The following is a 21,558-nucleotide window of genomic DNA, read 5'->3' on the forward strand; positions in this document are numbered from 1 at the left end:
GCCGCTGGTACCCCTTCGTCACTGTCACTTGGGCGCTCCTCTCCCTCACCGGGTGCGGGGCGCTGAGCTCCGTGTCGGCACCCGAGGTGACCATCACCGTCTCGGCGCCGCCGGCGACCTCGACGACCCGGGCCACTCCCCCTTCGCCGACGACCTCCTCCCCCGCCCTGGCCGTCCTCGCGACCCTCCCGGTCAAGGGGCGTGCACCCAAGACCGGGTACGACCGGGCGATGTTCGGGCAGGCGTGGAGCGACGACCACGCGATGAGTGGCGGGCGCAACGGCTGCGACACCCGCAACGACGTCCTGCGCCGCGACCTCACCGATGTCGTGCTCAAGCCGGGCACCAACGGCTGCGTCATCCTCACCGGGGCGCTGCGCGACCCCTTCGGCGGGTCGGTCGTCGGCTTCGAGCGCGGGCCCGGCACGTCGAGCCTCGTCCAGGTCGACCACCTCGTCGCGCTCTCCAACGCGTGGCAGACCGGCGCGCAGCGCCTCACCGTGCGGCAGCGCCAGGACCTCGCCAACGACCCGCTCAACCTGCTCGCCGTGCAGGGTCGCCTCAACGCGCAGAAGGGCGACGGCGACGCAGCCACCTGGCTCCCGCCTCGCAAGACCTTCCGCTGCACCTATGCCGCCCGCCAGGTCGCGGTGAAGCAGCGCCACCACCTGTGGGTCACCGCTCCCGAGCGGGACGCGCTACGACGCGTCCTCACGACCTGCCCGGGCCAGCGGCTGCCGACGGCAGCCTCGACCGCCGTCCCGCCCGTCGACGGGGCGAAGGGCGCCACCTCCCCTTCGCGGCAGCCGTCACCGGTCGTGCCCACGCCGACCTCCTCGCCCGTTCCCACAGGCACTGTGAGCTACGAGAACTGCGACGCCGCCCGTGCTGCGGGCGCCGCACCGCTGCACCGGGGCGATCCCGGATACGCCTCGAGGATGGACGGCGACGACGACGGGGTCGCTTGCGAGTAGCCGACCGCGTCGCGCGAGCACTGCACCTACCTGGCCGCCAGGGCATCATGGCCCACACGCAGCTGGCCGAGCGAGAGGAGCAGCGATGAGCGAGCCGAGTCGGAAGGGGTGGGTCGCCCAGTACCTGGAGGACAAGCGTGAGCCCCTGATCATGCTCTTCGTGTGGATCCCGCTGCTGGCCGCCGTCCTCTTCGGCGGCCTGCTGCTCGTGGTTTTCGTCTCGACGCAGATGTGACCTGGCGTCGCGGAGTGGCTTCGAGGCTCAGGCCCTGGCGGGCCCTCGCACCTCAGCCAGCGACCAGGACTGGCGCTCACCCCTTCGTGCGGAAGGCCGAGAAGACCTCGTACATGTAGTCGCTGCCCTGCTCGAGGGCCTCGACGAAGATCCGCTCGTTGTTGCCGTGCATGCCGATGAGCTGCTCGTTGCTGATGACGTAGGGGTAGACGCCGTAGCCCGGCACCCCCTTCTCGCGCCACGGGCCCAGGCTCGTGCCGGCCTCGAAGAGCGCCGGCGTGAAGGGTGTGCCCTCGTAGGTCCTGCGCGACGCACCGGACAGCGCGCGCCACAGGTCGGTGTCGAGGTCGGCCGGGGGCGTCGCCCAGGTCTTGTCGAGGCGAGCGAGGGTCTGCTTCTCGCTCTCGCCGGGGGTGCCGACGACCCGGACCTCGACGTCCCGGTGACGCAGCAGCCGGCGCACGGAGGCGACGAAGTCGCGCGGCTTCTCTCCACCGGGGATGCCGCGGCAGTTGATCCGCGTCGTCGCCTCGGAGGGGATGACGTTCTCCTTGTACCCCGCCTCCTGGATGACGAAGGCGTGCGTCGTGCGCAGCAGCGCCCGGTGCAGGTAGGGGTAGTCGGAGAGGTGCTCCACGAGCTTCGCCGCGCGCTCACGCATCCGGTCGTTGCGGGCCCGGAGCAGCAGGCGGATGGCCGCGGCGAAGCGGCGGTCGTCGGTCGCCCTCGCGAGGGCCTCGAAGTAGTCGCGGGTCACGCGGGTGAGGTGCACGGGCGCCTCGTAGCGTCCGAGGTCGCTGATCGCGCGGGACATCGAGACGATCGCCGAGTCGTCGGGGATGGGCTTCGAGGAGTGGGTGGCGGTGCCCGTCGCGACGAGCTCGAGGTTGAAGTAGACCTTGTCCTGGCGGGTCGCCGAGATGAGCATCGGCGAGGTCTTGTCGCTCTGGGCGATGAACCAGCCGCCCTCGGTGAGCACGCTGCCCGCGTCGATCTTCTCCCAGTAGTTCTCGGCCAGCCAGCCCGAGCCGTACGACCCCGCCTCCTCGTCGCAGTCGGTGAGCACGATGATGTCGCGGTCGAAGCGCGCGCCCTCGTCGAGGTGGCGCAGCAGCGCGGTGATCATCGCCGAGTTCGCGCCCTTCATGTCGAGCGCGCCGCGGCCGTAGACCTCGCCGTCGACGACCTCACCGGCGAAGGGGTCGACGTCCCAGTTCTCCCTCTCGACCGGCACGACGTCGGAGTGACCGAGCAGGAGCAGCGGCTCCTGCTCACCGGTCCCGGGGATCCGGGCGATGAGGTGCACGTTGTCGGGCTGCGGGGTGTCGATGATCTCGACGGGCACGCCCGCGCGCTCCCACACGGCCTTGAGCATCTCGGCGTGAGGACGGGTCTTGCCGCCCTGACCGCTGTTCTGCGTGTCGAAGGAGAGCATCCGCTGGAGCAGGTCGAGCGGGTCCATGTCGGCGGCCGGGATGGCCGCGCCGGACAGGGTCGTCGCCGGCTTCGGCGAGCGGGTGAAGGCACCCGCTCCGCCGGCCGTCGCGACGCCGAGGGCGGAGACGCCGATGCCCCCGAGGAAGGCTCGGCGGGGCAGGGTGCTGGGGGTCTTGTCGGGTGTCTGGTCCATCGTCGACTCCTTTGTCGGTGGTCCTCGCAGGCTCCGCCCGACGTCGATCCGGGCGAAGGGGTGACCGCCCGGTAGCGAGGTGAGCGGTCGCCCTTCGCGACCAGCGGCAGCCGCCCTCACCAACCCGTGACCGGCTCGTGGGGAGCCCATGACGCGGTCGTGACCAAGGTCAGGACACCTGGCGTCGTGACCGCGGCGGGTCCACAGTGGAGGCATGAGATGCACGCGGCGGCTGGCCGCAGGACCGCTGACGGCGGCGCTGCTCTGGGGCGGGTGCCTGACGGCGTCGGCGCACCCGTCGACCGCCCGGGCGGCGAGCGCGACGGCGACCTCGCGCGCCGAGCAGGTGCAGGCGGCGATGACCCGGGACCAGCGGATCGGCCAGCTCTTCATGGTCGCCACCCCCGCCGACACCGTGAGCAGCGGACTGCGAGACGTCGTCGCGCGGCAGCACGTCGGCAACGTCATCCTCATGGGTCGCAGCACCCGCGGGGCCGACCACATCCGCTCCGTGACGACGGCCGTGCAGCGGCTGACCGAGCCGAGCGCCGCGACCGCCGGCGTGCCGGCCTTCGTCTCCGCCGACCAGGAGGGCGGGCAGGTCCAGGTGCTGCGCGGCCCCGGCTACTCGACGATGCCGACCGCGCTCGTCCAGGGCACCCGGTCGACCTCGGCCCTGCGCGTCGACGCCCTGCGCTGGGGCACCCAGCTCAGCCGGTCGGGCGTCAGCGCCGACCTCGCACCCGTCCTCGACACCGTAACGACCGCCGACAAGACGACGAACGAGCCGATCGGCCGGTACGACCGCGAGTACGGACCCCTCACCACCACCGTCACGGCGAAGGGGGGAGCCTTCCGCTCCGGGATGGACCGGGCCGGCGTCGCCACGGCCGTCAAGCACTTCCCCGGGCTCGGCCGGGTGCGGGGCAACACCGACACGACGAGCGGAGTGACCGACACGGTGACGACGACGACCTCGGGGGTCATCGCCCCCTTCGCCGCCGCGGTCGAGGCGGGCACCCCCTTCGTCATGATGTCCTCCGCGTCCTACTCGAAGATCGACCCCGACCGCCCCGCGCTCTTCTCCCCCACGATCATCCGCACGCTGCTGCGCTCGCGGCTCGGCTTCGACGGCGTGGTCATCAGCGACGACGTGGGCAACGCCCGCCAGCTCGCCGCGTGGACGCCGGCGCAGCGGGCGACGACCTTCATCGGGGCGGGGGGCGACATGGTGCTCACCGCCCGCACCGACACCCTGCCCGAGATGGTCGCGGCCGTGCGCAGCAAGGCCGCGTCCGACCCCACCTTCGCGGCGAAGGTCGACGCCGCCTCCCTTCGCGTGCTCCAGGCCAAGGAGGACGCCGGGCTGCTCGGCCCGCGGGTCACACCGACGGGCCGCTTCTCCCCCTACCTCGTCGGGCGCGTGCAGGCCTGGCTCGGCACGCCCCAGACGCGGACCTGGGACGCCGCGACGATCCGCTCGCTGCAGTACCGGGTCGGCGCGGCGACCACGGGGCGGTGGGACGCCGCGAGCGTCGGCGCGCTGCAGGACTACCTCGGCATCGCCCGCTCCGGCTCGAAGGGCTGGGACTCGCGCACCGTCACCCAGCTGCAGCGCTACCTCACCACCCAGCTCTGAGCGAGGCGGCGGCGGATACGGGAGACTCCCCAGATGACTGAGCACCTCGCGCCAGTGCTGCACGTCGGTGACGCACGCGCCGCCACGCGGTGGTACGCGCAGCTCGGCTTCGTCATGGAGTGGGAGCACCGATTCGCGCCGGGGCTGCCGCTGTACGTCGCCATCGCGCGTGGAGGTCTTCGTATCCATCTCTCCGAGCACTCCGGAGACGCCAGGCCCGGGACGCTGGTCTACCTCTACGTCGACGACGTCGACGCAGCCGCCCGCGCAGTCGGTGTGACCGAGCTCGACGACATGCCCTGGGGACGAGACGTCGAGATCGCCGACCCCGACGGCAACCGGCTGCGGATCGGCACCGCGGCCGGCGCGGACGGGTCCTGACGACCGTCGGGACCTCCGGATGTCGGGTCGGCCGCTCTCTCCCTTCGCCCTAGGCTGACGCCCGACCGACCGACGAAGGAGCCGCATGGCCGACAACACCCGCGACCTCGAGCAGGGGATCCACGAGGACTTCCGCGAGGAGATGAGCTACGGCTCCTACCTCGCGCTCGACACGCTGCTCGACGCGCAGCGGCCGGTGAGCTCGCCGGAGCACCACGACGAGATGCTCTTCATCATCCAGCACCAGACCTCCGAGCTCTGGCTCAAGCTCGTGCTGCACGAGACGCGCTCGGCGATGGCGCTGCTCGCCGCCGACGAGATGCGGATGGCGCTCAAGCGGATCGCGCGGGTCAAGCACATCCAGCGCACGCTCACCGACCAGTGGTCCGTGCTCGCGACGCTCACGCCGACGGAGTACCAGCAGTTCCGGCCCTTCCTCGGGCACTCGTCGGGCTTCCAGTCCTGGCAGTACCGCGCCGTCGAGTTCGCCCTCGGCAACAAGCACCCGGGGATGCTCACGGTCCACGAGGCCGACCCGCAGGCGCACCAGGTGCTCGAGGAGCTGCTGCACGCCCCGAGCCTGTACGACGAGTTCCTGCGCTACCTCGCCCGGCGCGGGTACGCGATCCCCGAGCACGTCCTCACGCGTGACGTCACCCGGGCGCACACGATCGACCCCGAGCTCACCAGGGTCTTCACCGACATCTACGCCCACGCCGACGAGCATTGGGACGTCTACGAGGCGTGCGAGGAGATGGTCGACCTCGAGGACAACTTCCAGCTGTGGCGCTTCCGCCACCTCAAGACCGTCCAGCGCACCATCGGCATGAAGACCGGCACCGGTGGCAGCTCGGGCGTGAGCTTCCTCCAGCGCGCGCTCGACCTCACCTTCTTCCCCGAGCTCTTCGCCGTCCGCACCGAGATCGGCGCCTGACGACGATGGGAGGTGGGCACAGCCACACCCACGACGCGCCCCAGGTGTCGACGCCGCGCGGCACCCGCATCGCGCTCGCCGTGACCGTCGCCGTCATCGCGCTCGTCACCGTCGTCGGCATGTGGGTGCTGCGTCCGACGGGCGAGGGCCGGCCGGACGTGCGCGAGAGCAGCGCCAGCGGCGTGACGTACCTCGAGGGCGAGGTCGTGTCGGTGACGCCCCTCGACTGCGCAGCCTTCGGGACCGACCCGTCGACGACGACGGGTGCGGCGCCCGCCGGCGCCGAGTGCGGCCGGGCGAGCGTGCGCATCACCGACGGGGCCGAGCAGGGCGGGAGCGTGCGGGTCGACATCCCGCCCGACGCGGTGGGCGAAGGGGTCGGCGCCCCCCTGGTCCTGCTGAAGATCCCCGGGCAGGTCGCGGGCTCGCCGTACACCTACTACGACATGCAGCGCGGTCAGCCCCTGCTCCTGCTCTCGATCGCCTTCGCGCTCGTCGTCGTCCTCGTCGCCCGGTGGCGAGGGCTGCGATCGCTCGTCGGTCTCGCCGTCGCGGCGGCCGTCGTCGTCGGCTACCTCATGCCGGCGCTGCTCGAGGGGCGCAGCCCGGTCGCGGTCGGGCTCGTCAGCTCGGCGGCGATCATGATCGTCGTCCTCTACCTCGCGCACGGGGTCTCGGCGCGCACGACGACCGCCCTGCTCGGGACCTTCGCCGGCCTCGCCGCGACGGCCGGCATCGGCGCGCTCGCGGTGGCACAAGCGCTGCTCACGGGCGTCAGCGGCGACGAGAACGCCGCCCTCCAGCAGGCCGCGCAGCAGATCGACCTGCGCAACCTGCTGACCTGCGGGATCATCCTCGCCGGCCTGGGCATCCTCAACGACGTGACGATCACCCAGGCCTCCGCTGTCTACGAGCTGCACGAGGCGGCTCCCGACCTCTCGCCGGTACAGCTCTACCGCCAGGCGATGCGGATCGGGCGCGACCACATCGCCTCGACCGTCTACACCGTCGTCTTCGCGTACGCGGGCGCCGCCCTGCCGGTGCTCCTCGTCATCAGCCTCGTCGACCAGCCCATCGGGCGGATCCTCACCAGCGCCGACATCTCCGAGGAGATCGTGCGCACGATGGCCGGCGGCATCGGTCTGGTCCTCGCGGTCCCCGCCACGACCGCCCTCGCGGCCCTGGTCATCCGGTCCGGGCAGGGGTCGGGCCAGGGCTCCGGGCGTCACGCGGCCTGAGCCGCATGCTCGGGAAGCCGGCATCAGCCCGGGTTGCACCCCGAGCTGGTGCCAGCTTCCCGGGGCGGTTAGGTCGCCCCCTTCGCCGTCGGGTCAGCGAGCGGAGGCGAGGTACAGGCGACCCGCGCCGGTGAGCCGCAGGGCAGCCGGCTCGGGGACGAAGACCGCGTCCCCGCGACCCAGCGACACCCCTTCGCCGTCGACCTCGAGCTCGAAGCCCCCGTCGACGACGATCGCGACCGCGGGCGAGGCGGTCTCGACGACCGCGTCGCCGGTGATCGTCCGCAGCTCGAAGGGGACGTCGGCCCCGGACCGGACGGACGCGGGCCGGTAGACGAGCACGTGGTCGCCCTCGGGCTCGGGCACGAGGCGGGGCGGCTCGCAGTCGGCGAAGTCGAGCACGGCGAGCAGCTCGCGGACGTCGACGTGCTTGCCCGTGAGCCCGCCGCGCAGCACGTTGTCGCTCGGGCCCATGAGCTCCATCGCGACGCCGGAGAGGTAGGCGTGGATGTTGCCCGCCGGCAGCCACAGCGACTCGCCCTCGTCGAGCACGACGTGGTTGAGCATGACGGCGACCGCGACACCCGGGTCGCCGGGGTGCCGCTCCTCCAGCCGCCCGACGACCTCGAAGCGCTCGGCGTCGCGAGCCGCCGTCGCGCCGAGGTCGGCCGCGAGCGCGGCGGCCACCGGGTCGTCCGAGAGCAGCCACTCGACGCTGCAGTGCAGGCCGTCGTCGCCGTCGAGCAGCTCGAGCCAGCGCTCGTAGGGGGCCGGGTCGTCGGCGAGCGCGCGCAGCGCCTCGACCTCTGCACGCGTGCGCGCCAGCGGGGCGAAGCCGCACAGCGCCTCGAAGCCGTCCTCGACGGCGACGACGAGCTCGGGCTTGGCCTGGGGGTCCTTGTAGCTGCGGTGCTGGGCGTCGCGCGGGATGCCCCGGGCGTCCTCGGCGTCGAAGCCCCGGCGGGCCCGCTCGGCGCTGGGGTGGGCCTGCAGGCTCAGCGGCTCCGCGGCGGCGAGGACCTTGAGCAGGTAGGGCAGCTCCTGGCCAGTGCTGCGCTCCCAGTCGAGCAGGCTCTCCCACGGCGCGGCAACGCACCGGCTGGGCGAGCCCGGGTGCGACCCGAGCCACAGCTCGGCCTCGACCGCGTCGCTCTCCCCCGACCCGAGGACCCGCGAGATGCCGCCCCGCTGGCCCCACGCGTAGTCGCGGGGCTCGTTGCGGATGGGCACGATGGGGATCACGGGCGTCATTGTCACCCATGGACGCCGCCGTGGGCCGATCCCCCTAGGGTGGGCGCGGCACCGCTGCCCCGTCGAAGGAGAGCCATGGACCTGCGCACCCGCGCCGCCGAGCTGGACGCGAGCGACCCGCTGCGCGAGACGCGCGACCTCTTCGTCCCCGCCGGCGGGGGCGACGACGTCGTCACCGCCTACCTCGACGGCAACTCGCTCGGACGCCCCCTTCGCGCCACCGCCCAGCGTCTCGAGGACCTCGTCCGCCGCGACTGGGGCACCCGGCTCATCCGGTCGTGGGACGAGCGGTGGATGGAGCTGCCGACCCGGCTCGGCGACCGCCTCGGCGAGGTCTGCCTCGGCGCGGCCGCCGGCCAGACCGTGGTCGCCGACTCGACGACCGTCCTGCTGTACAAGCTGCTGCGCGCCGCCGTCGCCGCCGACCCCGAGCGCGACGAGATCGTCCTCGACAGCGAGAACTTCCCCACCGACCGCTATATCGCCGAGGGCATCGCCGCCGAGACCGGCGCCCGTCTCGTGTGGGTCGAGCCCACGCCCGAGGAGGGCGTGACGCCCGAGCAGGTCGCCGCGGTCGTCGGCCCCCGAACCGCCGTCGTCCTCGTCAGCCAGGTCGCCTACAAGTCGGCCTGGCTCGCCGACCTGCCCGGCATCACCCGCGTCGCGCACGACGCCGGCGCGCTCGTCCTGTGGGATCTGTGCCACTCCGCGGGCGTCGTCCCCGTCGACCTCGACGAGCACGAGGTCGACCTCGCCGTGGGCTGCAGCTACAAGTACCTCAACGGCGGCCCGGGCGCGCCCGCCTTCGCCTACGTCGCACGTCGCCACCAGGGCCGGCTGCGCCAGCCGATCCAGGGGTGGATGGGGCACGCGCGGGTCTTCGAGATGGGGCCGGGGTACGAGGCCGGCGCCGGCATGCGCTCGTGGATCTCGGGCACCCCGCCCGTGCTCGGCATGGTCGGCATCGAGGACACCGTCAATCTCGTCGAGCGCGTCGGCCTCGACGCCATCCGCTCGAAGGCTGCCGCCCTCGGGGACTTCGTCGTCGACGCCGTCGACGCCCGGCTCGCTGCCCACGGCGTGCGCGTCGTCTCGCCTCGGGACGCCCAGCAGCGCGGCGGCCACGTGACGATCGCCCACCCGCGCTCGCGCGAGGTCTACCAGCAGCTGTGGAGCGAAGGGGTCGTCCCCGACTTCCGCGAGCCCGACGGGATCCGGCTCGGGCTGGCTCCCCTGTCGACCTCGTACGCCGAGGTCGCGCACGCGCTCGTGCGCATCGAGGAGCTGCTCAGCCGCTGACCTCGCGGACGAGCTCGAGGACCCGCGGCCAGTACGGCGACTGGGGGTCGATGACGTCGAAGTGGTGCGCACCCGTGAGCGTCACCGACTCCGCCGGGAAGTCGGTGCTCAGGTGCAGCGGCACCGTCGCGTCGACGTCGCCGTGCGCGAGGAGGACCCGCGGGGCGTCGGGGGCGTCGGCGAAGGGGGCGGACCACCGCTGCCTCGGGTCGACGGTCGCGTAGGCCTGCACCTGCTGCTCGGGGGTGCCACCGACCCAGTCGACGACGGCTCCGTCGCCGAGCTCCTCGCGCGCTGCGGCGACGAGGTCGGCGACGGGCGCGAGCGCGAGAACGGGGACGCGAGGGCGGTCCGGCGTCGCCCCCCGCAGGAGGACGAGCGTCCCGCCGGCCGAATGACCGACCCACGTGCCGAGCTCGCCGAGATGGTCCTCGAGGGCCTCGAGCTCGGTGACGCTCACGACCGGGTCTCCGGGCACCCGACGGTACTCGGCGAGCACGACCCGGTAGCCCGCGTCGGCGAGCGCCCGGGCCTGGGGACGGGCGTGGGCGCGGTCGATGCTCGGACGGAAGTAGCCGCCGTGGACGACGACGAGCAGCGGGCCGCGCTCCGGCCCGTAGACCTCGTAGACCTGGTCGGGGTCGTCGCCGTAGCGCTCGAGCACCCCGCTCGGACCGGTGTCGGCGAGCAGGCGGGCGAGGACCGCTCCTTCGTCCTGCGCCGCGCTCATCGGGGGCCGCCGCTGCCCGGCGTGCCGCGGCCGGACAGCCAGTCGGCGCACTCGTCCTGGTGGAGCAGCGGCTGGCGGACCTCGTCGCGCAGGAAGGCCAGGAGCGCCTCGGCGAGCTCGAAGTTCTCCGAGGCGCACGCCTCGCGCGCGATGGCGACGTCGAGGTCGAGCGCGAAGCCGTGCGTCGCGGTCTGGGCGATGCACGAGTGCGTCGACACCCCGCACAGGAGGACGCGACCGACGCCGCGCTCGCGCAGCAGCTCCTCGAGGTCGGTGCGCACGAAGGCGCTGTCGCGGGTCTTGACGACCTCGAGGGCGCCGTCGGTGTCGAGGCCGTCGAGGTGCGCGGCCTGCTCGGTGCCGGGGAAGGCGAAGCCCTGGTCGTCGCGGCGCATGCTCAGCGTCCACGTCGATCGGTCACGGGCGTGCTCGGTGCGCACGAGGACGATGTCGGCGCCCGCCTCACGGGCCGTCGCGACGAGGTCGTTGACCCGCGGGAGGAGCCACTCGCGCTGCTCGTCGAGCACCGGGTCCTCGAAGTAGGAGTTCTGCATGTCGACGACGACGAGGGCGGCGCGGTCCTGCGGCATCAGCGGGCGCGGTCGTGGAGGGGTGCGGGCACCTGCCCATCCTCGCCGGGAGCCGCCGCCGAGGTCCACACCCCGCTGGACGTGCTGGTGACCCGGCAGTAACGGGACCCGTGGGTGCGCAGCCCTCCATAGACCGGGGCTAGGCCCTCACGAGTCCCGTTACTGCCGAGTAGCTCGGCCGGATCGGCCGACGACGCGGTGGTGGAGGTGGCGACGGGTTAGGTTCGAGCCGTCGCGCCGACGAGGAGGTGCCGTGCCGACGACCCGAGCCCGCACCGCGCTCGTCGCGAGCGCCCTGCTGCTCGCGCCGCTCGCCGCGGCCTGCGACAGCCCGTCCCCCGCCCCGGGGACGTGCGCTGCCGCTGACGCCGAGCTGCCGACGGCCCAGCCGGCGCACGACGAGGACGCCCGCGTCGACGCCATGTCCGGGCCGGGGTGGGTCGCCGGCGACTCGACGTACTCGGTCGTGCTGCCCGACGGGCGCGTGCTCTGGCTGTACTCCGACTCCTTCATCGGCTCGCTCGGCCTGCGCGGGCAGCCCGGGCCGGGGACCGTCATGGTCCACAACGCCCTCGTCGTCCAGTCACCCGATGGCACCTCGCGCACCCTCACCGGGACGCGCGACGGCGAGCCCAGCGCCTTCTTCCCCGACGTCGACGAGCGCACGTACCACTGGGTCCAGGACGCCACCGTCGAGGGCTCGCAGCTCACCGTCTTCCTCGCCCGGACGACAGGCAGCGGCAGCGACTTCCGCTGGGCCGGGACCTCGGTCGCGCGGGTCTCGCTCCCCGACCTCAGGCTGCTGAGCATCACCGACGTGCCGAGCGCGGGCGACGTGGCGTGGGGCGCGGCGGTCATGGAGCGCGAGGACGCGACCTACGTCTACGGGGTGGAAGACCGCGGCTCCGACAAGCACCTGCACCTCGCGAAGGCTCCCCCGGGTGCCGTGCACGACCGGTCGCAGTGGTCGTACCGCACCGCCACCGGGTGGTCGACGGACCCGCGGGACTCCGTCCGGATCACCGACGGCGTGGCCAACGAGCTGTCGGTCCAGCCCTACGGCGGGGGGTTCCTGCTCGTCACGAGCGACACCCGCGAGCTCTTCTCCCCCGAGGTCGTCGCCCGCACCGCGTGCTCCCCGGCCGGGCCATGGGGCGAGGCCCAGCTGATCTACACCGCGCCCGAGCCCGGCGAGGACGAGCGCTTCGCCTACAACGCGCACGCGCACCCCGGTCTGCCCGGCGCCGACCCCGACGAGCTGCTCGTCTCGTACAACGTCAACACCTTCGACAGCGAGCGGCTCTTCGCCACCCCGAGCATCTACCGCCCCCGCTTCGTGCGCCTCCGCCTGCCCTGAGCGGACCCCACCGGCCCCAGCCCACGACCACCACGATTCGTCGGTCGGGGCGGGGGCGGGGCATGATGGACGGCTGCCCACCCACTCGGAAGGACCCCCTCGATGCTCGACGCCCCGGCGCACGCCGGCGAGCCCACGCCCGACACCGCACCGGCGACCCGTGTCGCCACCCTGCCCGGCATGCCCGCCCTGCTCGTCGCCACCCTGCTCGGCTTCGCCGGCTTCTCCGTGCTCCTGCCCACGGCCCCGCTGTGGGCCGTGCGAGGCGGGGCCGACGTCGGCGGTGCGGGTCTCGTCAACGGCGTCGCGCTGCTGTGCACCGTCCTCACCCAGCCCGTCGTCCCCCGTCTCCTGCGCCGTCTCGGGTGGGGCCGGGTGCTCGCCGTCGGTCTGCTCCTCATGGGCGTCCCGTCGCTGCTCCACCTCACCTCCGACGCGCTCGCGCCCACCCTGGCCCTCTCCGCCGTGCGCGGCGCGGGCTTCGGCGTGCTCACCGTCACCGGCAGCGCCGCGGTCGCCGAGCTCGTCGACGCCGCCCGCCGCGGTCGCGCGGTCGGGCTCTACGGCCTGGCCATCGCGCTGCCGCAGGTCGTCCTGCTCCCCCTGTCGCCGTGGCTGGCCGACCGGGTCGGCTTCGCGCCGGTCTTCGTCCTCGCTGCCGCGCCGGTCCTCGCGATCCCCGCCGCGCTCGCCCTGGGTCGTCACCTCGACGGACGCCCCAGCGCGACCGCGAGCGAGGAGCACGCCCGCGTCGACCTGCGCACGGTCGTCCTGCCGCTGCTGCCGCCCATGCTCGTCCTCACCGGCATCACCCTCGCCGGCGGCGCCGTGCTGTCCTTCGCCCCGCAGATGCTCGACGAGGCCGCGCTCGTCACCCTGGCGCTCGTCGTCGTCACCGCCACCTCGGCGCTCGCCCGCTGGCGCGTCGGCGCGCTCGCCGACCGCTACGGCGCCCGTCGCTTCGTCGCCCCGCTCGTCGTCGTCGGTGCGCTCGGCAGCCTGCTCATCGCGCTCTCCCTCGACGGCCCGTCGGTGCCCCTGCTCGTCCTCGGCTCCGCCGCCCTCGGCATGGCGTACGGCGGGCTGCAGAACCTCACCCTCGTGCTGTCCTTCGCCGCGGTGCACCGCCGGCACTACGGCACGACGAGCGCCGTGTGGAACGTCGGCTTCGACCTCGGCACCGGCGTCGGCTCGGTCCTCGTCGGCTCGCTCGCCGCGGGCCTGGACTTCGAGCGTGCGCTGCTCGTCACCGCCGCGATCACCGCGCTCACCCTCCCGCTCGCCCTCGTCCGCTCGAGGCGTCCGGCCGGCTGAGACGCACCCTTCGAGGCTCGTCGCAGAGCTCCTCGCACCTCAGGGAGCCAGATCCGGCTGACCGCAGAGCTCCTCGCACCTCAGGGAGCGAGGCTCGCCTGACCCCAGAGCTCCTCGCACCACGGCGCCCGTCGAGGGACGACGAAGGGGTGGTCCCGCCGGCCGGCGGGACCACCCCTTCGCGCTCGTCGTGGCTCAGAGGCCGGCGACGCGGTCCTCCGGCGCGGTGAGGCCGGGGTTGGCCTGCAGGTAGCGCACGAGGTTCTCGAGGTCCTCGGGACCACCGGTGAGGTTGGTCGCGTCCTCGAAGGCGGTGAAGTCGTCGCCGCCCTCGGCGAGGAAGCTCAGGGTCGCGACGCGGTAGGTCTTCGCCGGGTCGATCGCCGTGCCGTCGAGCTCCATGCCGGAGACCTTCGACCCCTCGGCCTGGGTGTCGTCCCACGTGTAGCTGAAGCCCTCGGAGACGCCGAGCGCGAGGTACTTGCGGCCGCGGGTCGGCACGTACTGCTGCTCGAGCACCGCCTTGATCTGCGCGCCGGTCATGTCGACCGTGACGAGCAGGTTGCCGAAGGGGGCGACCTTGTAGGCCTCCTCGTAGGTGATCTCGCCGACCTGCTCGCCGTTGGTGATCGTGCTGCGGGCGAAGGACGAGCGGACGCCGCCGACGTTCATCATCGCGATCTGGGCGCCACCGCGCTCGGGGGCCTGGGTGCCCCAGAGGATCGAGTCGGCGACGAGGTCGGCCATCGGGGTCTCGATGCCGCGGTTGCCGCTCGCGTCGCCGGTGATGTCCTCGGCGACGGTGCCGACGACCTTCGCGCGCTCGGGGCCGGCGCGGTCGATCCACTTGTCGAGGATCGCCTGGACGCCGGGGTCGGCGGTGGTGCTGCGGACGTTGAGGTGGTTCGTCGCGCGGCTCGACTTCTTCACGACGTCGCCGGTCTTGAGGTCGACGAGGAGACGCATCTGGTTGAAGGCGCGGCCCCAGTCACCGGAGGCGACGACCGGGCGCTGCCCGCCCTTCCAGTCGGTGAGCGTGCAGTTGAAGGACGAGTGGGTGTGGCCGGTGACGATGCCGTCGACGCGCGAGTTGATCCGGCGGTTGAGCTCGACGACCGGGCCCGAGAGGTTCTCGCACTGGTCGATCGTGCCGTCCTGGCTGCCGCCTTCGTGCATGAGCACGACGATGGTCTCGACGTCCTTGGTGCTGCTCAGCCAGCTCGCCGCGGAGTTGACCTTCGCCGCGATCTCGTCGAAGCGGATCGAGGAGACGCCGCCGGGCGAGACGAGGCTCGGGGTCTCGGGGGTGACGACGCCGATGAAGCCGACCTTGACGCCGTTGACCGTCTGCACGGACGTGCCGGGCAGGATCTTGCGGCCGTTCTTCGTGTTCGTCACGTTGCTCGCGAGGTACTCCATGTCGGCGCCCGGGTAGGGCTTGCCGGGGAAGTACGTGCCGTCCTTCGGGTGCGCCCCGCCGTGCTGGATGCGCAGCAGCTCGTTGGTGCCCTCGTCGAACTCGTGGTTGCCCACGGCCGAGGCCCTGACGTCCATCTCGTCGAGGACCTCGATGGTCGGCTCGTCGTGGAAGAGACCGGACAGGAAGGTCGACCCGCCGATGTTGTCGCCGGCCGAGACGGTGATGCCGTTGCTGCCCTTGCGCGCCTTGATGTTCGCCGCGAGGTGGGCGACGCCGCCGACGGGGGTCTGGGTCGGGTCGACCGACGCGTCGAACGCCGGGTCGTTGGCCTCGAGGTGACCGTGGAAGTCGCTGAAGGAGAAGATGTTGACGTAGCGCCAGCGGTCGCCCCAGGCGCTCGGGGCGGCGGCCGTGGTGTCGGCAGCGGGGGCTGCGGCGACGGGAGCAGCCGGGGCGGCCGGCGCCGCGGACGGGGTGGCCGCGGCGGGCAGGCCGGCCGCGAGGGCCAGGGCGAGGGTGGCAGGCAGGCCGACGGCCAGACGCTTCGTGTGCTTCATGCGAGAGGTCTCCTGGAGAGGGGGGTGGCGTGGCTCGAGAGCCGTCGCCATTGTGTCGCCCCCGTCAAGAGGCCCGGGCCTGATCTGCGCAGATGCCCCGACCGTTCAGCGGATCGTCATGGTCTCGAGGCTCCTGCGTCGTACCTCGACCAGCGCGGTTCGCGCCCCGGTCACCTCGTCGTCGGGCCCTGACGACGCTGCGTCGCACCGACCTGGTCGAGCACCCACGCCCACTCCCACGCGGTCTGCTCCCATGCGGCGTAGCGACCGGAGCGCCCGCCGTGACCGGCGACCATCTCGGTGCGCAGCAGCACCGGGCGCTCCTGCGGGTCGTTGGTCACGACCTCGCGCAGCCGGGCGACCCACTTCGCGGGCTCGGTGAAGGAGACCCGGGTGTCGTTGAGCGAGGTCGTCGCGAGGACGGCCGGGTACTCGACGGCGCGCACGCCCTCGTACGGGCTGTACGAGCGCATGTAGGCGTAGACCTCGGGGTCGGCGAGCGGGTTGCCCCACTCGTCCCACTCCCCCACGGTGAGCGGCAGGTCCGGGCGCAGGATGGTCGTCAGCGCGTCGACGAAGGGGACGGCGGCCAGCACCGCGCGGAAGCGCTCGGGCGCGAGGTTGGCGGCAGCCCCGACGAGCAGACCACCGGCGGACCCCCCTTCGGCCGCGAGCCGGTCACGGGCCACCCAGCCGCGGTCGTGGAGGTGCTCGGCGCACGCGACGAAGTCGGTGAAGGTGTTGCGCTTGGTGGCCAGGCGCCCGTCCTCGTACCAGGCGCGCCCCATCTCGCCGCCGCCGCGCACGTGGGCGACGGCGTAGACGACGCCGCGGTCGAGCAGCGACAGGCGCGCGGTCGAGAAGTAGGGGTCCATCGACAGCTCGTAGCTGCCGTAGCCGTAGAGCAGGCCGGGGTTGGTGCCGTCGGCCTGGGTGCCGCGGCGCATGACGAGCGAGAGCGGCACCGGGGTGCCGTCGGGGGCGGTGACCCACTCGCGGCGCTGCTCGTAGTCGGCGAGGTCGACGCCGAGCACCGGGTGCTGCTTGTGCACGACCTGCTCGCCGGTCGCGACGACGACGTCGAGGATCGTGCGCGGGCTCACCCACGACTCGTGGCTCACCCGGATGCGGTCGGCGTCGGGATCGGCCGCGCCGAGCGCGGAGACGGTGGCCATCGGGTCGTCGCCGACGACGACGTCGCGACCGGTGCCGTAGTCCACGGCGGCGAAGGGGGCGGAGCGCCCGGTCCGGGGCAATATGCGCGCGGCGGGGACGCCGTCGCGGCGCAGGGTGAGCACGGCGAAGTCGTCGTAGGCGTCGACGCCGAGGAAACGCTCGCCGTCGGCGCGGTCGAGCAGCGGGCTCCACTGCTCGTGGCTCGTCGCGTCGAGGGGGGCCCAGGCGAGATCCCACTCGCGCTGGCGCTCGTTGTGCAGGACGAGGAGGTGGTCGGCCGCGGGCTCGACGTCGTACTCGACGCCCTCGCGCCGGGGCGAGACGCAGCGCATCGGGGCGGTGACGTCGGTCGCGTCGAGCAGGTGCACCTCGCTCGTCGTGCGGCTGCCGAGACCGAGGACCACCCACCGGTCGTCGCGGCTGCGGTCGACGCCCATCCAGAAGCGCTCGTCGTCCTCTCGGTGCAGCAGCACGTCGTCGGCGGGGTCGCCGCCGACCTCGTGGCGCCACAGCTCGTGCGGGCGCCACGCGTCGTCGACCCGCACGTAGAAGACATGAGCCCCGTCGCGCGAGAAGACGGCGCCGTAGCCGATGCCCCGGACGGAGTCGTCGAGCACCGCGCCGGTCGTGAGGTCGAGCACCGTGAGGTCGAAGCGCTCGTCGCCGCTGACGTCGACGGAGTACGCGAGCCGGTCGTGGTCGGCGCTGATCTCGTAGGCGCCGACGGCGAGGTACTCGTGCCCCTCGGCGAGCGCGTTGTCGTCGAGGAGCACCTGCTCGCCCGGCAGCGGGTGCTCGGGGTCCAGCGCCGGCACGACCGCGCGGTCGGCCAGCGGCGCGCGGCAGTGGATGCCGTACTGCTGCCCCTCGCGGGTGCGGGTGTAGTACCACCACGGGCCGGCGGCCACGGGCACGGACAGGTCGGTCTCGAGCGTGCGAGAGCGGATCTCCTCGACGAGCTCCGAGCGAAGGGGGGCCAGGTGCGCGGTGCGCTCCTCGGCGTAGGCGTTCTCGGCCTCGAGGTGGGCGACGACGGCCGGGTCCTGCGCGTCGCGGAGCCACTCGAAGGGGTCCTCGAAGACCTCGCCGTGGTGCTCGCGTCGCGTCGGCCGGTGCGGGGCGACCGGCGGCTGCACGGTGCTCATGCCGACACCGCCCGGGGGCCGAGGAGGACCTTGAGGTCGGCGACCAGCGCCTCGGAGACGTCGACGCGCCACTCGGGGTCGACCGCCATCGTCACCGACCGACCGGGCTGGACGAGCTTGAGATGGACCTCGGTCGAGCCGGGGTGCTGGCCGAGGACCTCCTTGATCTGCTCGACCCGCGCCGAGGTCGCCCGGCGCAGGTCCATCGTCAGCGTCACCGGGCCGCGGGGGCCGTCGGTGAGCTCGGGCAGGGTGAGGTCCTCGGCGAAGATCGACACCGAGTCGTCGCGGGTGTTGACCCGGCCGCGCACGACGGCGACGACGTCCTGGGTGAGCATCGTCTGCACGGTCATGTACGTGCGGGGGAAGAAGAGGCACTCGATCGAGCCGCCGAGGTCCTCGACCTGGGCGACGGCCCACAGCTCGCCGCGCTTGTTGCGCTTGACCGACAGGCTCGTCACGAGCCCGGCGATCGTCACCATGCCCTTGCGCTCCTCGGAGGACTCGGACTGGGTGAGCGAGGTGATCGAGGTGTCCGCGGCGCGCTGGAGCACGTGCTCGATGCCGAAGAGCGGGTGGTCGCTCACGTAGAGGCCGAGCATGTCGCGCTCGTTGCTCAGCTTGGCCTGCTTGTCCCACTCGACATCGGGCACGGGACGCAGGCCCATGCCCTCGATGCCGCCGGCCTCGCCCTCGTCGTCGCCGCCGAGGAGGTCCCACAGGCTGTCCTGGCCGACGGCCTCCTGGCGCTTGACCGAGACGAAGGCGTCGACGTACTCCTCGTGGACCATGACGAGCCCCTGGCGGGGGTGACCGAGGTCGTCGAAGGCTCCCGCCTTGATGAGCGACTCGATGGTGCGCTTGTTGCACACGACGGCCGGGCACTTGGCGAGGAAGTCGTCGAAGGACGTGAAGCGGCCCTTCTCCTCGCGCGCGGTGATGATCGCCTCGACGACGTTGCGCCCGACGTTGCGGATCGCGTCGAGACCGAAGCGGATGTCCGCGCCGACCGCGGCGAAGCGCCCGACGGACTCGTTGACCGAGGGCGGCAGGACCTTGATGCCCATCCGGCGGCACTCACCGAGGTAGAGCGCGGACTTGTCCTTGTCGTCGCCGACCGAGGTGAGCAGCCCGGCCATGTACTCGGCCGGGTAGTTGGCCTTGAGGTAGGCCGTCCAGTACGAGACGAGGCCGTAGGCGGCGGTGTGCGCCTTGTTGAAGGCGTAGTCGGAGAAGGGCACGAGGACGCCCCACAGGGCGGCGACGGAGGCCTCGTTGTAGCCGTTGGCCTTCATGCCCTCGGAGAAGGGGACGTACTCCTTGTCGAGGACCTCCTTCTTCTTCTTGCCCATCGCGCGGCGCAGCAGGTCGGCGTTGCCGAGCGTGTAGCCCGCGAGCTTCTGCGCGACCTCCATGACCTGCTCCTGGTAGATGACCAGGCCGTAGGTCATCGACAGGATCGGGTCGAGCGCCTCGACCATCTCGGGCTGGAGCTTGCCCTTGAGCTGGGGGTCGAGCGGGACGATCTCCTGCTTGCCGTTCTTGCGCAGCGCGAAGTTCGTGTGCGCGTTGACGCCCATCGGGCCCGGCCGGTAGAGCGCGAGCGCGGCGGAGATGTCCTCGAAGTTGTCCGGCTGCATGAGGCGCAGCAGGGTGCGCATGCCGCCGCCGTCGAGCTGGAAGACGCCGAGGGTGTCGCCGCGCGAGAGCAGCGCGTACGTCGCCGGGTCGGTCATGTCCTTGCTCAGCGCGTCGAGGTCGATGACCTCGCCGCGGTTCATCTGCACGTTCTCGAGCGCGTCGTCGAGGATCGTGAGGTTGCGCAGGCCGAGGAAGTCCATCTTGACCAGGCCGAGGTTCTCGCAGCTCGGGTAGTCGAACTGGGTGATGACCTGGCCGTCCTGGAGCCGGCGCATGATGGGGATGACGTCGATGAGCGGCTCGCTGGACATGATGACGCCGGCGGCGTGCACGCCCCACTGGCGCTTCAGGCCCTCGAGGCCCCGGGCGGTCTCGACGACCTCCTGGAGGTGCTTCTCGCCGGCGACGAGGTCGCGGAACTCCTGGCCCTCGGCGTAGCGGTCGTGGCTCTCGTCGTACATCTTCGACAGCGGCACGCCCTTGCCCATGACGTCGGCCGGCATCGCCTTCGTCAGCTGCTCGCCGACGGAGAAGGGGTGGCCCATGACGCGCGCGGCGTCCTTGACCGCCTGCTTGGCCTTGATCGTGCCGTAGGTGACGATCTGGGCGACCCGCTCGTCGCCGTACTTCTCGGTGACGTAGCGGATGACCTCGCCGCGCCGGCGCTCGTCGAAGTCGATGTCGAAGTCGGGCATCGAGGCGCGCTCGGGGTTCAAGAAGCGCTCGAAGATCAGGCCGTGCGGGATGGGGTCGAGGTCGGTGATGCCCATCGCGTACGCGCACATCGAGCCCGCGCCCGAGCCTCGGCCGGGGCCGACCCGGATGCCGTTGCGCTTGGCCCAGTTGATGAAGTCGGCGACGACGAGGAAGTACCCGGCGTAGCCCTTGCCCGCGATGACGTCGATCTCGTAGTCGGCCTGCTGGCGGGCGTAGTCGGGCACGCCCTCGGGGAAGCGCCGGGCCAGGCCGGTCGCGACCTCGGAGATGAACCAGCTCTGCTCGCTCTCGCCGGGCGGGCAGTCGAAGCGGGGCATGTAGCGCCCCTCGCCCTCGGTGAAGGAGACCTCGCACATGTCGGCGACGAGCATCGTGTTGTCGCAGGCCTGAGGCAGCTCGCGCCACAGGTGACGCATCTCGGCCGGCGACTTGATGTAGTAGCCGTCGCCCTCGAAGGAGAAGCGACCCGGGTCGAGCAGCGTCGACCCGGAGTTGATGCACAGCAGCGCGTCGTGCGCGACGGAGTCGCCCTGGCGCACGTAGTGCAGGTCGTTGGTCGCGAGGAGCGGCAGGTCGAGGTCCTTGGCCAGGCGTAGGAGGTCCTCGCGCACCCGGCGCTCGATCTCGACGCCGTGGTCCATGAGCTCGAGGAAGTAGTGCTCACGCCCGAAGATGTCGCGGAACTCCGAGGCGGCCTCGACGGCCTTGTCGTACTGGCCCAGGCGCAGCCGGGTCTGGACCTCGCCGGACGGGCAGCCGGTCGTCGCGACGAGCCCGTCGCCGTACCGGCCGAGCAGCTCGCGGTCGAGCCGGGGCCACTTCGCGTAGACCTGGTCCAGCGAGGCCTGCGAGCCCATCCGGAAGAGGTTGGACAGGCCCTGGTTGTTGCGGGCGAGGATCGTCATGTGGGTGTACGCGCCGCCGCCGGAGACGTCGTCGCCGGGCCGGGTGCGCTCGTTGCCCCACTTGACGCGGGTCTTGTCGGTGCGGTGCGTGCCGGGCGCGACGTAGGCCTCGAGGCCGATGATCGGCTTGACCCCGTGCTTGACGCCCTTGCTCCAGAACTCGTAGGCGCCGAAGAGGTAGCCGTGGTCGGTCGTCGCGATGGCCGGCATGCCCATCTCGGCGGCCACCTCGAACATCTCGTCGATCCGCGCCGCACCGTCGAGCATCGAGTACTCGGTGTGGTTGTGGAGGTGGACGAAGTTTTTCTCGCGGGGCAGCAGCTCGGACATCGCTGTCGATCCTACGGCCGCTCGCCGACAGCCCCGAGCCGTCCGTCGGACATCCGCCACGATCCCGTGCGGCGAGCGGTCGGCGGGGCTAGCGT

16 protein-coding genes are annotated in these 21,558 nt (G+C 72.4%); 9 read left to right on the plus strand and 7 right to left on the minus strand.

Annotated elements, in window-relative coordinates:
- Positions 1 to 86 precede the first annotated feature (86 nt).
- Positions 87 to 974, plus strand: a complete 888-nt coding sequence (locus ABIB53_RS00950; protein WP_354586756.1) for a GmrSD restriction endonuclease domain-containing protein — start codon at positions 87 to 89, stop codon at positions 972 to 974.
- A gap of 85 nt (positions 975 to 1,059) precedes the next feature.
- A complete protein-coding gene (locus tag ABIB53_RS00955) occupies positions 1,060 to 1,209 on the plus strand; it encodes a hypothetical protein (RefSeq protein WP_157090091.1) in 150 nt (49 codons plus the stop codon).
- Between the two features lie 76 nt (positions 1,210 to 1,285).
- On the opposite strand, the gene ABIB53_RS00960 is transcribed toward ABIB53_RS00955, so the two are convergent.
- Complete coding sequence (locus ABIB53_RS00960; RefSeq protein ID WP_354586757.1) at positions 1,286 to 2,839, minus strand: M20/M25/M40 family metallo-hydrolase; 1,554 nt, start codon at positions 2,837 to 2,839, stop codon at positions 1,286 to 1,288.
- A gap of 214 nt (positions 2,840 to 3,053) precedes the next feature.
- On the opposite strand from ABIB53_RS00960, the gene ABIB53_RS00965 reads away from it, so the two are divergent.
- From ABIB53_RS00965 to ABIB53_RS00980, 4 genes are all read left to right on the plus strand, one after another.
- Complete coding sequence (locus tag ABIB53_RS00965) at positions 3,054 to 4,478, plus strand: glycoside hydrolase family 3 N-terminal domain-containing protein (RefSeq protein WP_354586758.1); 1,425 nt, start codon at positions 3,054 to 3,056, stop codon at positions 4,476 to 4,478.
- A 33-nt stretch (positions 4,479 to 4,511) separates the two neighbouring features.
- On the plus strand, positions 4,512 to 4,859 hold the full coding sequence (locus ABIB53_RS00970; protein ID WP_354586760.1) for a glyoxalase superfamily protein: 348 nt from the start codon (positions 4,512 to 4,514) through the stop codon (positions 4,857 to 4,859).
- 85 nt (positions 4,860 to 4,944) lie between these two features.
- On the plus strand, positions 4,945 to 5,793 hold the full coding sequence (gene kynA, locus ABIB53_RS00975; RefSeq protein WP_354586761.1) for a tryptophan 2,3-dioxygenase: 849 nt from the start codon (positions 4,945 to 4,947) through the stop codon (positions 5,791 to 5,793).
- Positions 5,794 to 5,798: 5 nt separating this feature from the next.
- On the plus strand, positions 5,799 to 7,031 hold the full coding sequence (locus tag ABIB53_RS00980; protein ID WP_354586762.1) for a YibE/F family protein: 1,233 nt from the start codon (positions 5,799 to 5,801) through the stop codon (positions 7,029 to 7,031).
- 93 nt (positions 7,032 to 7,124) lie between these two features.
- On the opposite strand, the gene manA is transcribed toward ABIB53_RS00980, so the two are convergent.
- Positions 7,125 to 8,273 carry a mannose-6-phosphate isomerase, class I gene (manA, locus tag ABIB53_RS00985; RefSeq protein WP_354586763.1) on the minus strand — a complete coding sequence of 383 codons (1,149 nt, stop codon included), beginning with the start codon at positions 8,271 to 8,273 and terminating at the stop codon, positions 7,125 to 7,127.
- Positions 8,274 to 8,357: 84 nt separating this feature from the next.
- Between manA and kynU the strand changes: the two genes are divergently transcribed.
- On the plus strand, positions 8,358 to 9,581 hold the full coding sequence (kynU, locus tag ABIB53_RS00990) for a kynureninase (protein ID WP_354586764.1): 1,224 nt from the start codon (positions 8,358 to 8,360) through the stop codon (positions 9,579 to 9,581).
- Here the strand turns inward: kynU and ABIB53_RS00995 are convergent.
- Positions 9,571 to 10,311: an alpha/beta hydrolase family protein gene (locus ABIB53_RS00995; RefSeq protein WP_354586765.1), complete on the minus strand. Its 741-nt coding sequence runs from the start codon at positions 10,309 to 10,311 to the stop codon at positions 9,571 to 9,573. The two genes, kynU and ABIB53_RS00995, sit on opposite strands and share 11 nt — an antisense overlap.
- The gene (locus ABIB53_RS01000) at positions 10,308 to 10,901 is read right to left on the minus strand and encodes a cysteine hydrolase family protein (RefSeq protein WP_354586766.1); all 594 of its coding nucleotides are present in this window, start codon (positions 10,899 to 10,901) and stop codon (positions 10,308 to 10,310) included. The genes ABIB53_RS00995 and ABIB53_RS01000 overlap by 4 nt, the downstream gene beginning before the upstream one ends.
- Positions 10,902 to 11,154: 253 nt before the next feature.
- Here ABIB53_RS01000 and ABIB53_RS01005 point away from each other — a divergent pair, with 253 nt between their 5' ends.
- Positions 11,155 to 12,258: a DUF5005 domain-containing protein gene (locus ABIB53_RS01005; protein WP_354586767.1), complete on the plus strand. Its 1,104-nt coding sequence runs from the start codon at positions 11,155 to 11,157 to the stop codon at positions 12,256 to 12,258.
- 102 nt (positions 12,259 to 12,360) lie between these two features.
- A complete protein-coding gene (locus ABIB53_RS01010; RefSeq protein ID WP_354586768.1) occupies positions 12,361 to 13,572 on the plus strand; it encodes an MFS transporter in 1,212 nt (403 codons plus the stop codon).
- Positions 13,573 to 13,767: 195 nt separating this feature from the next.
- Here the strand turns inward: ABIB53_RS01010 and ABIB53_RS01015 are convergent, their stop codons facing one another.
- The 3 genes from ABIB53_RS01015 to dnaE form a co-directional block, all read right to left on the minus strand.
- Positions 13,768 to 15,549: a bifunctional metallophosphatase/5'-nucleotidase gene (locus ABIB53_RS01015; RefSeq protein WP_354586769.1), complete on the minus strand. Its 1,782-nt coding sequence runs from the start codon at positions 15,547 to 15,549 to the stop codon at positions 13,768 to 13,770.
- Positions 15,550 to 15,719: 170 nt separating this feature from the next.
- A complete protein-coding gene (locus ABIB53_RS01020) occupies positions 15,720 to 17,870 on the minus strand; it encodes a S9 family peptidase (protein ID WP_354586770.1) in 2,151 nt (716 codons plus the stop codon).
- Positions 17,867 to 21,463, minus strand: coding sequence for a DNA polymerase III subunit alpha (dnaE, locus tag ABIB53_RS01025; RefSeq protein ID WP_354586771.1), 3,597 nt, complete (start codon positions 21,461 to 21,463; stop codon positions 17,867 to 17,869). Before dnaE ends, ABIB53_RS01020 begins: the two co-directional genes overlap by 4 nt.
- Positions 21,464 to 21,558: the final 95 nt, after the last annotated feature.

Origin of the sequence: Janibacter sp. UYMM211, from assembly GCF_040547045.1 — a bacterium.
Classification (GTDB): domain Bacteria; phylum Actinomycetota; class Actinomycetes; order Actinomycetales; family Dermatophilaceae; genus Marihabitans; species Marihabitans melonis.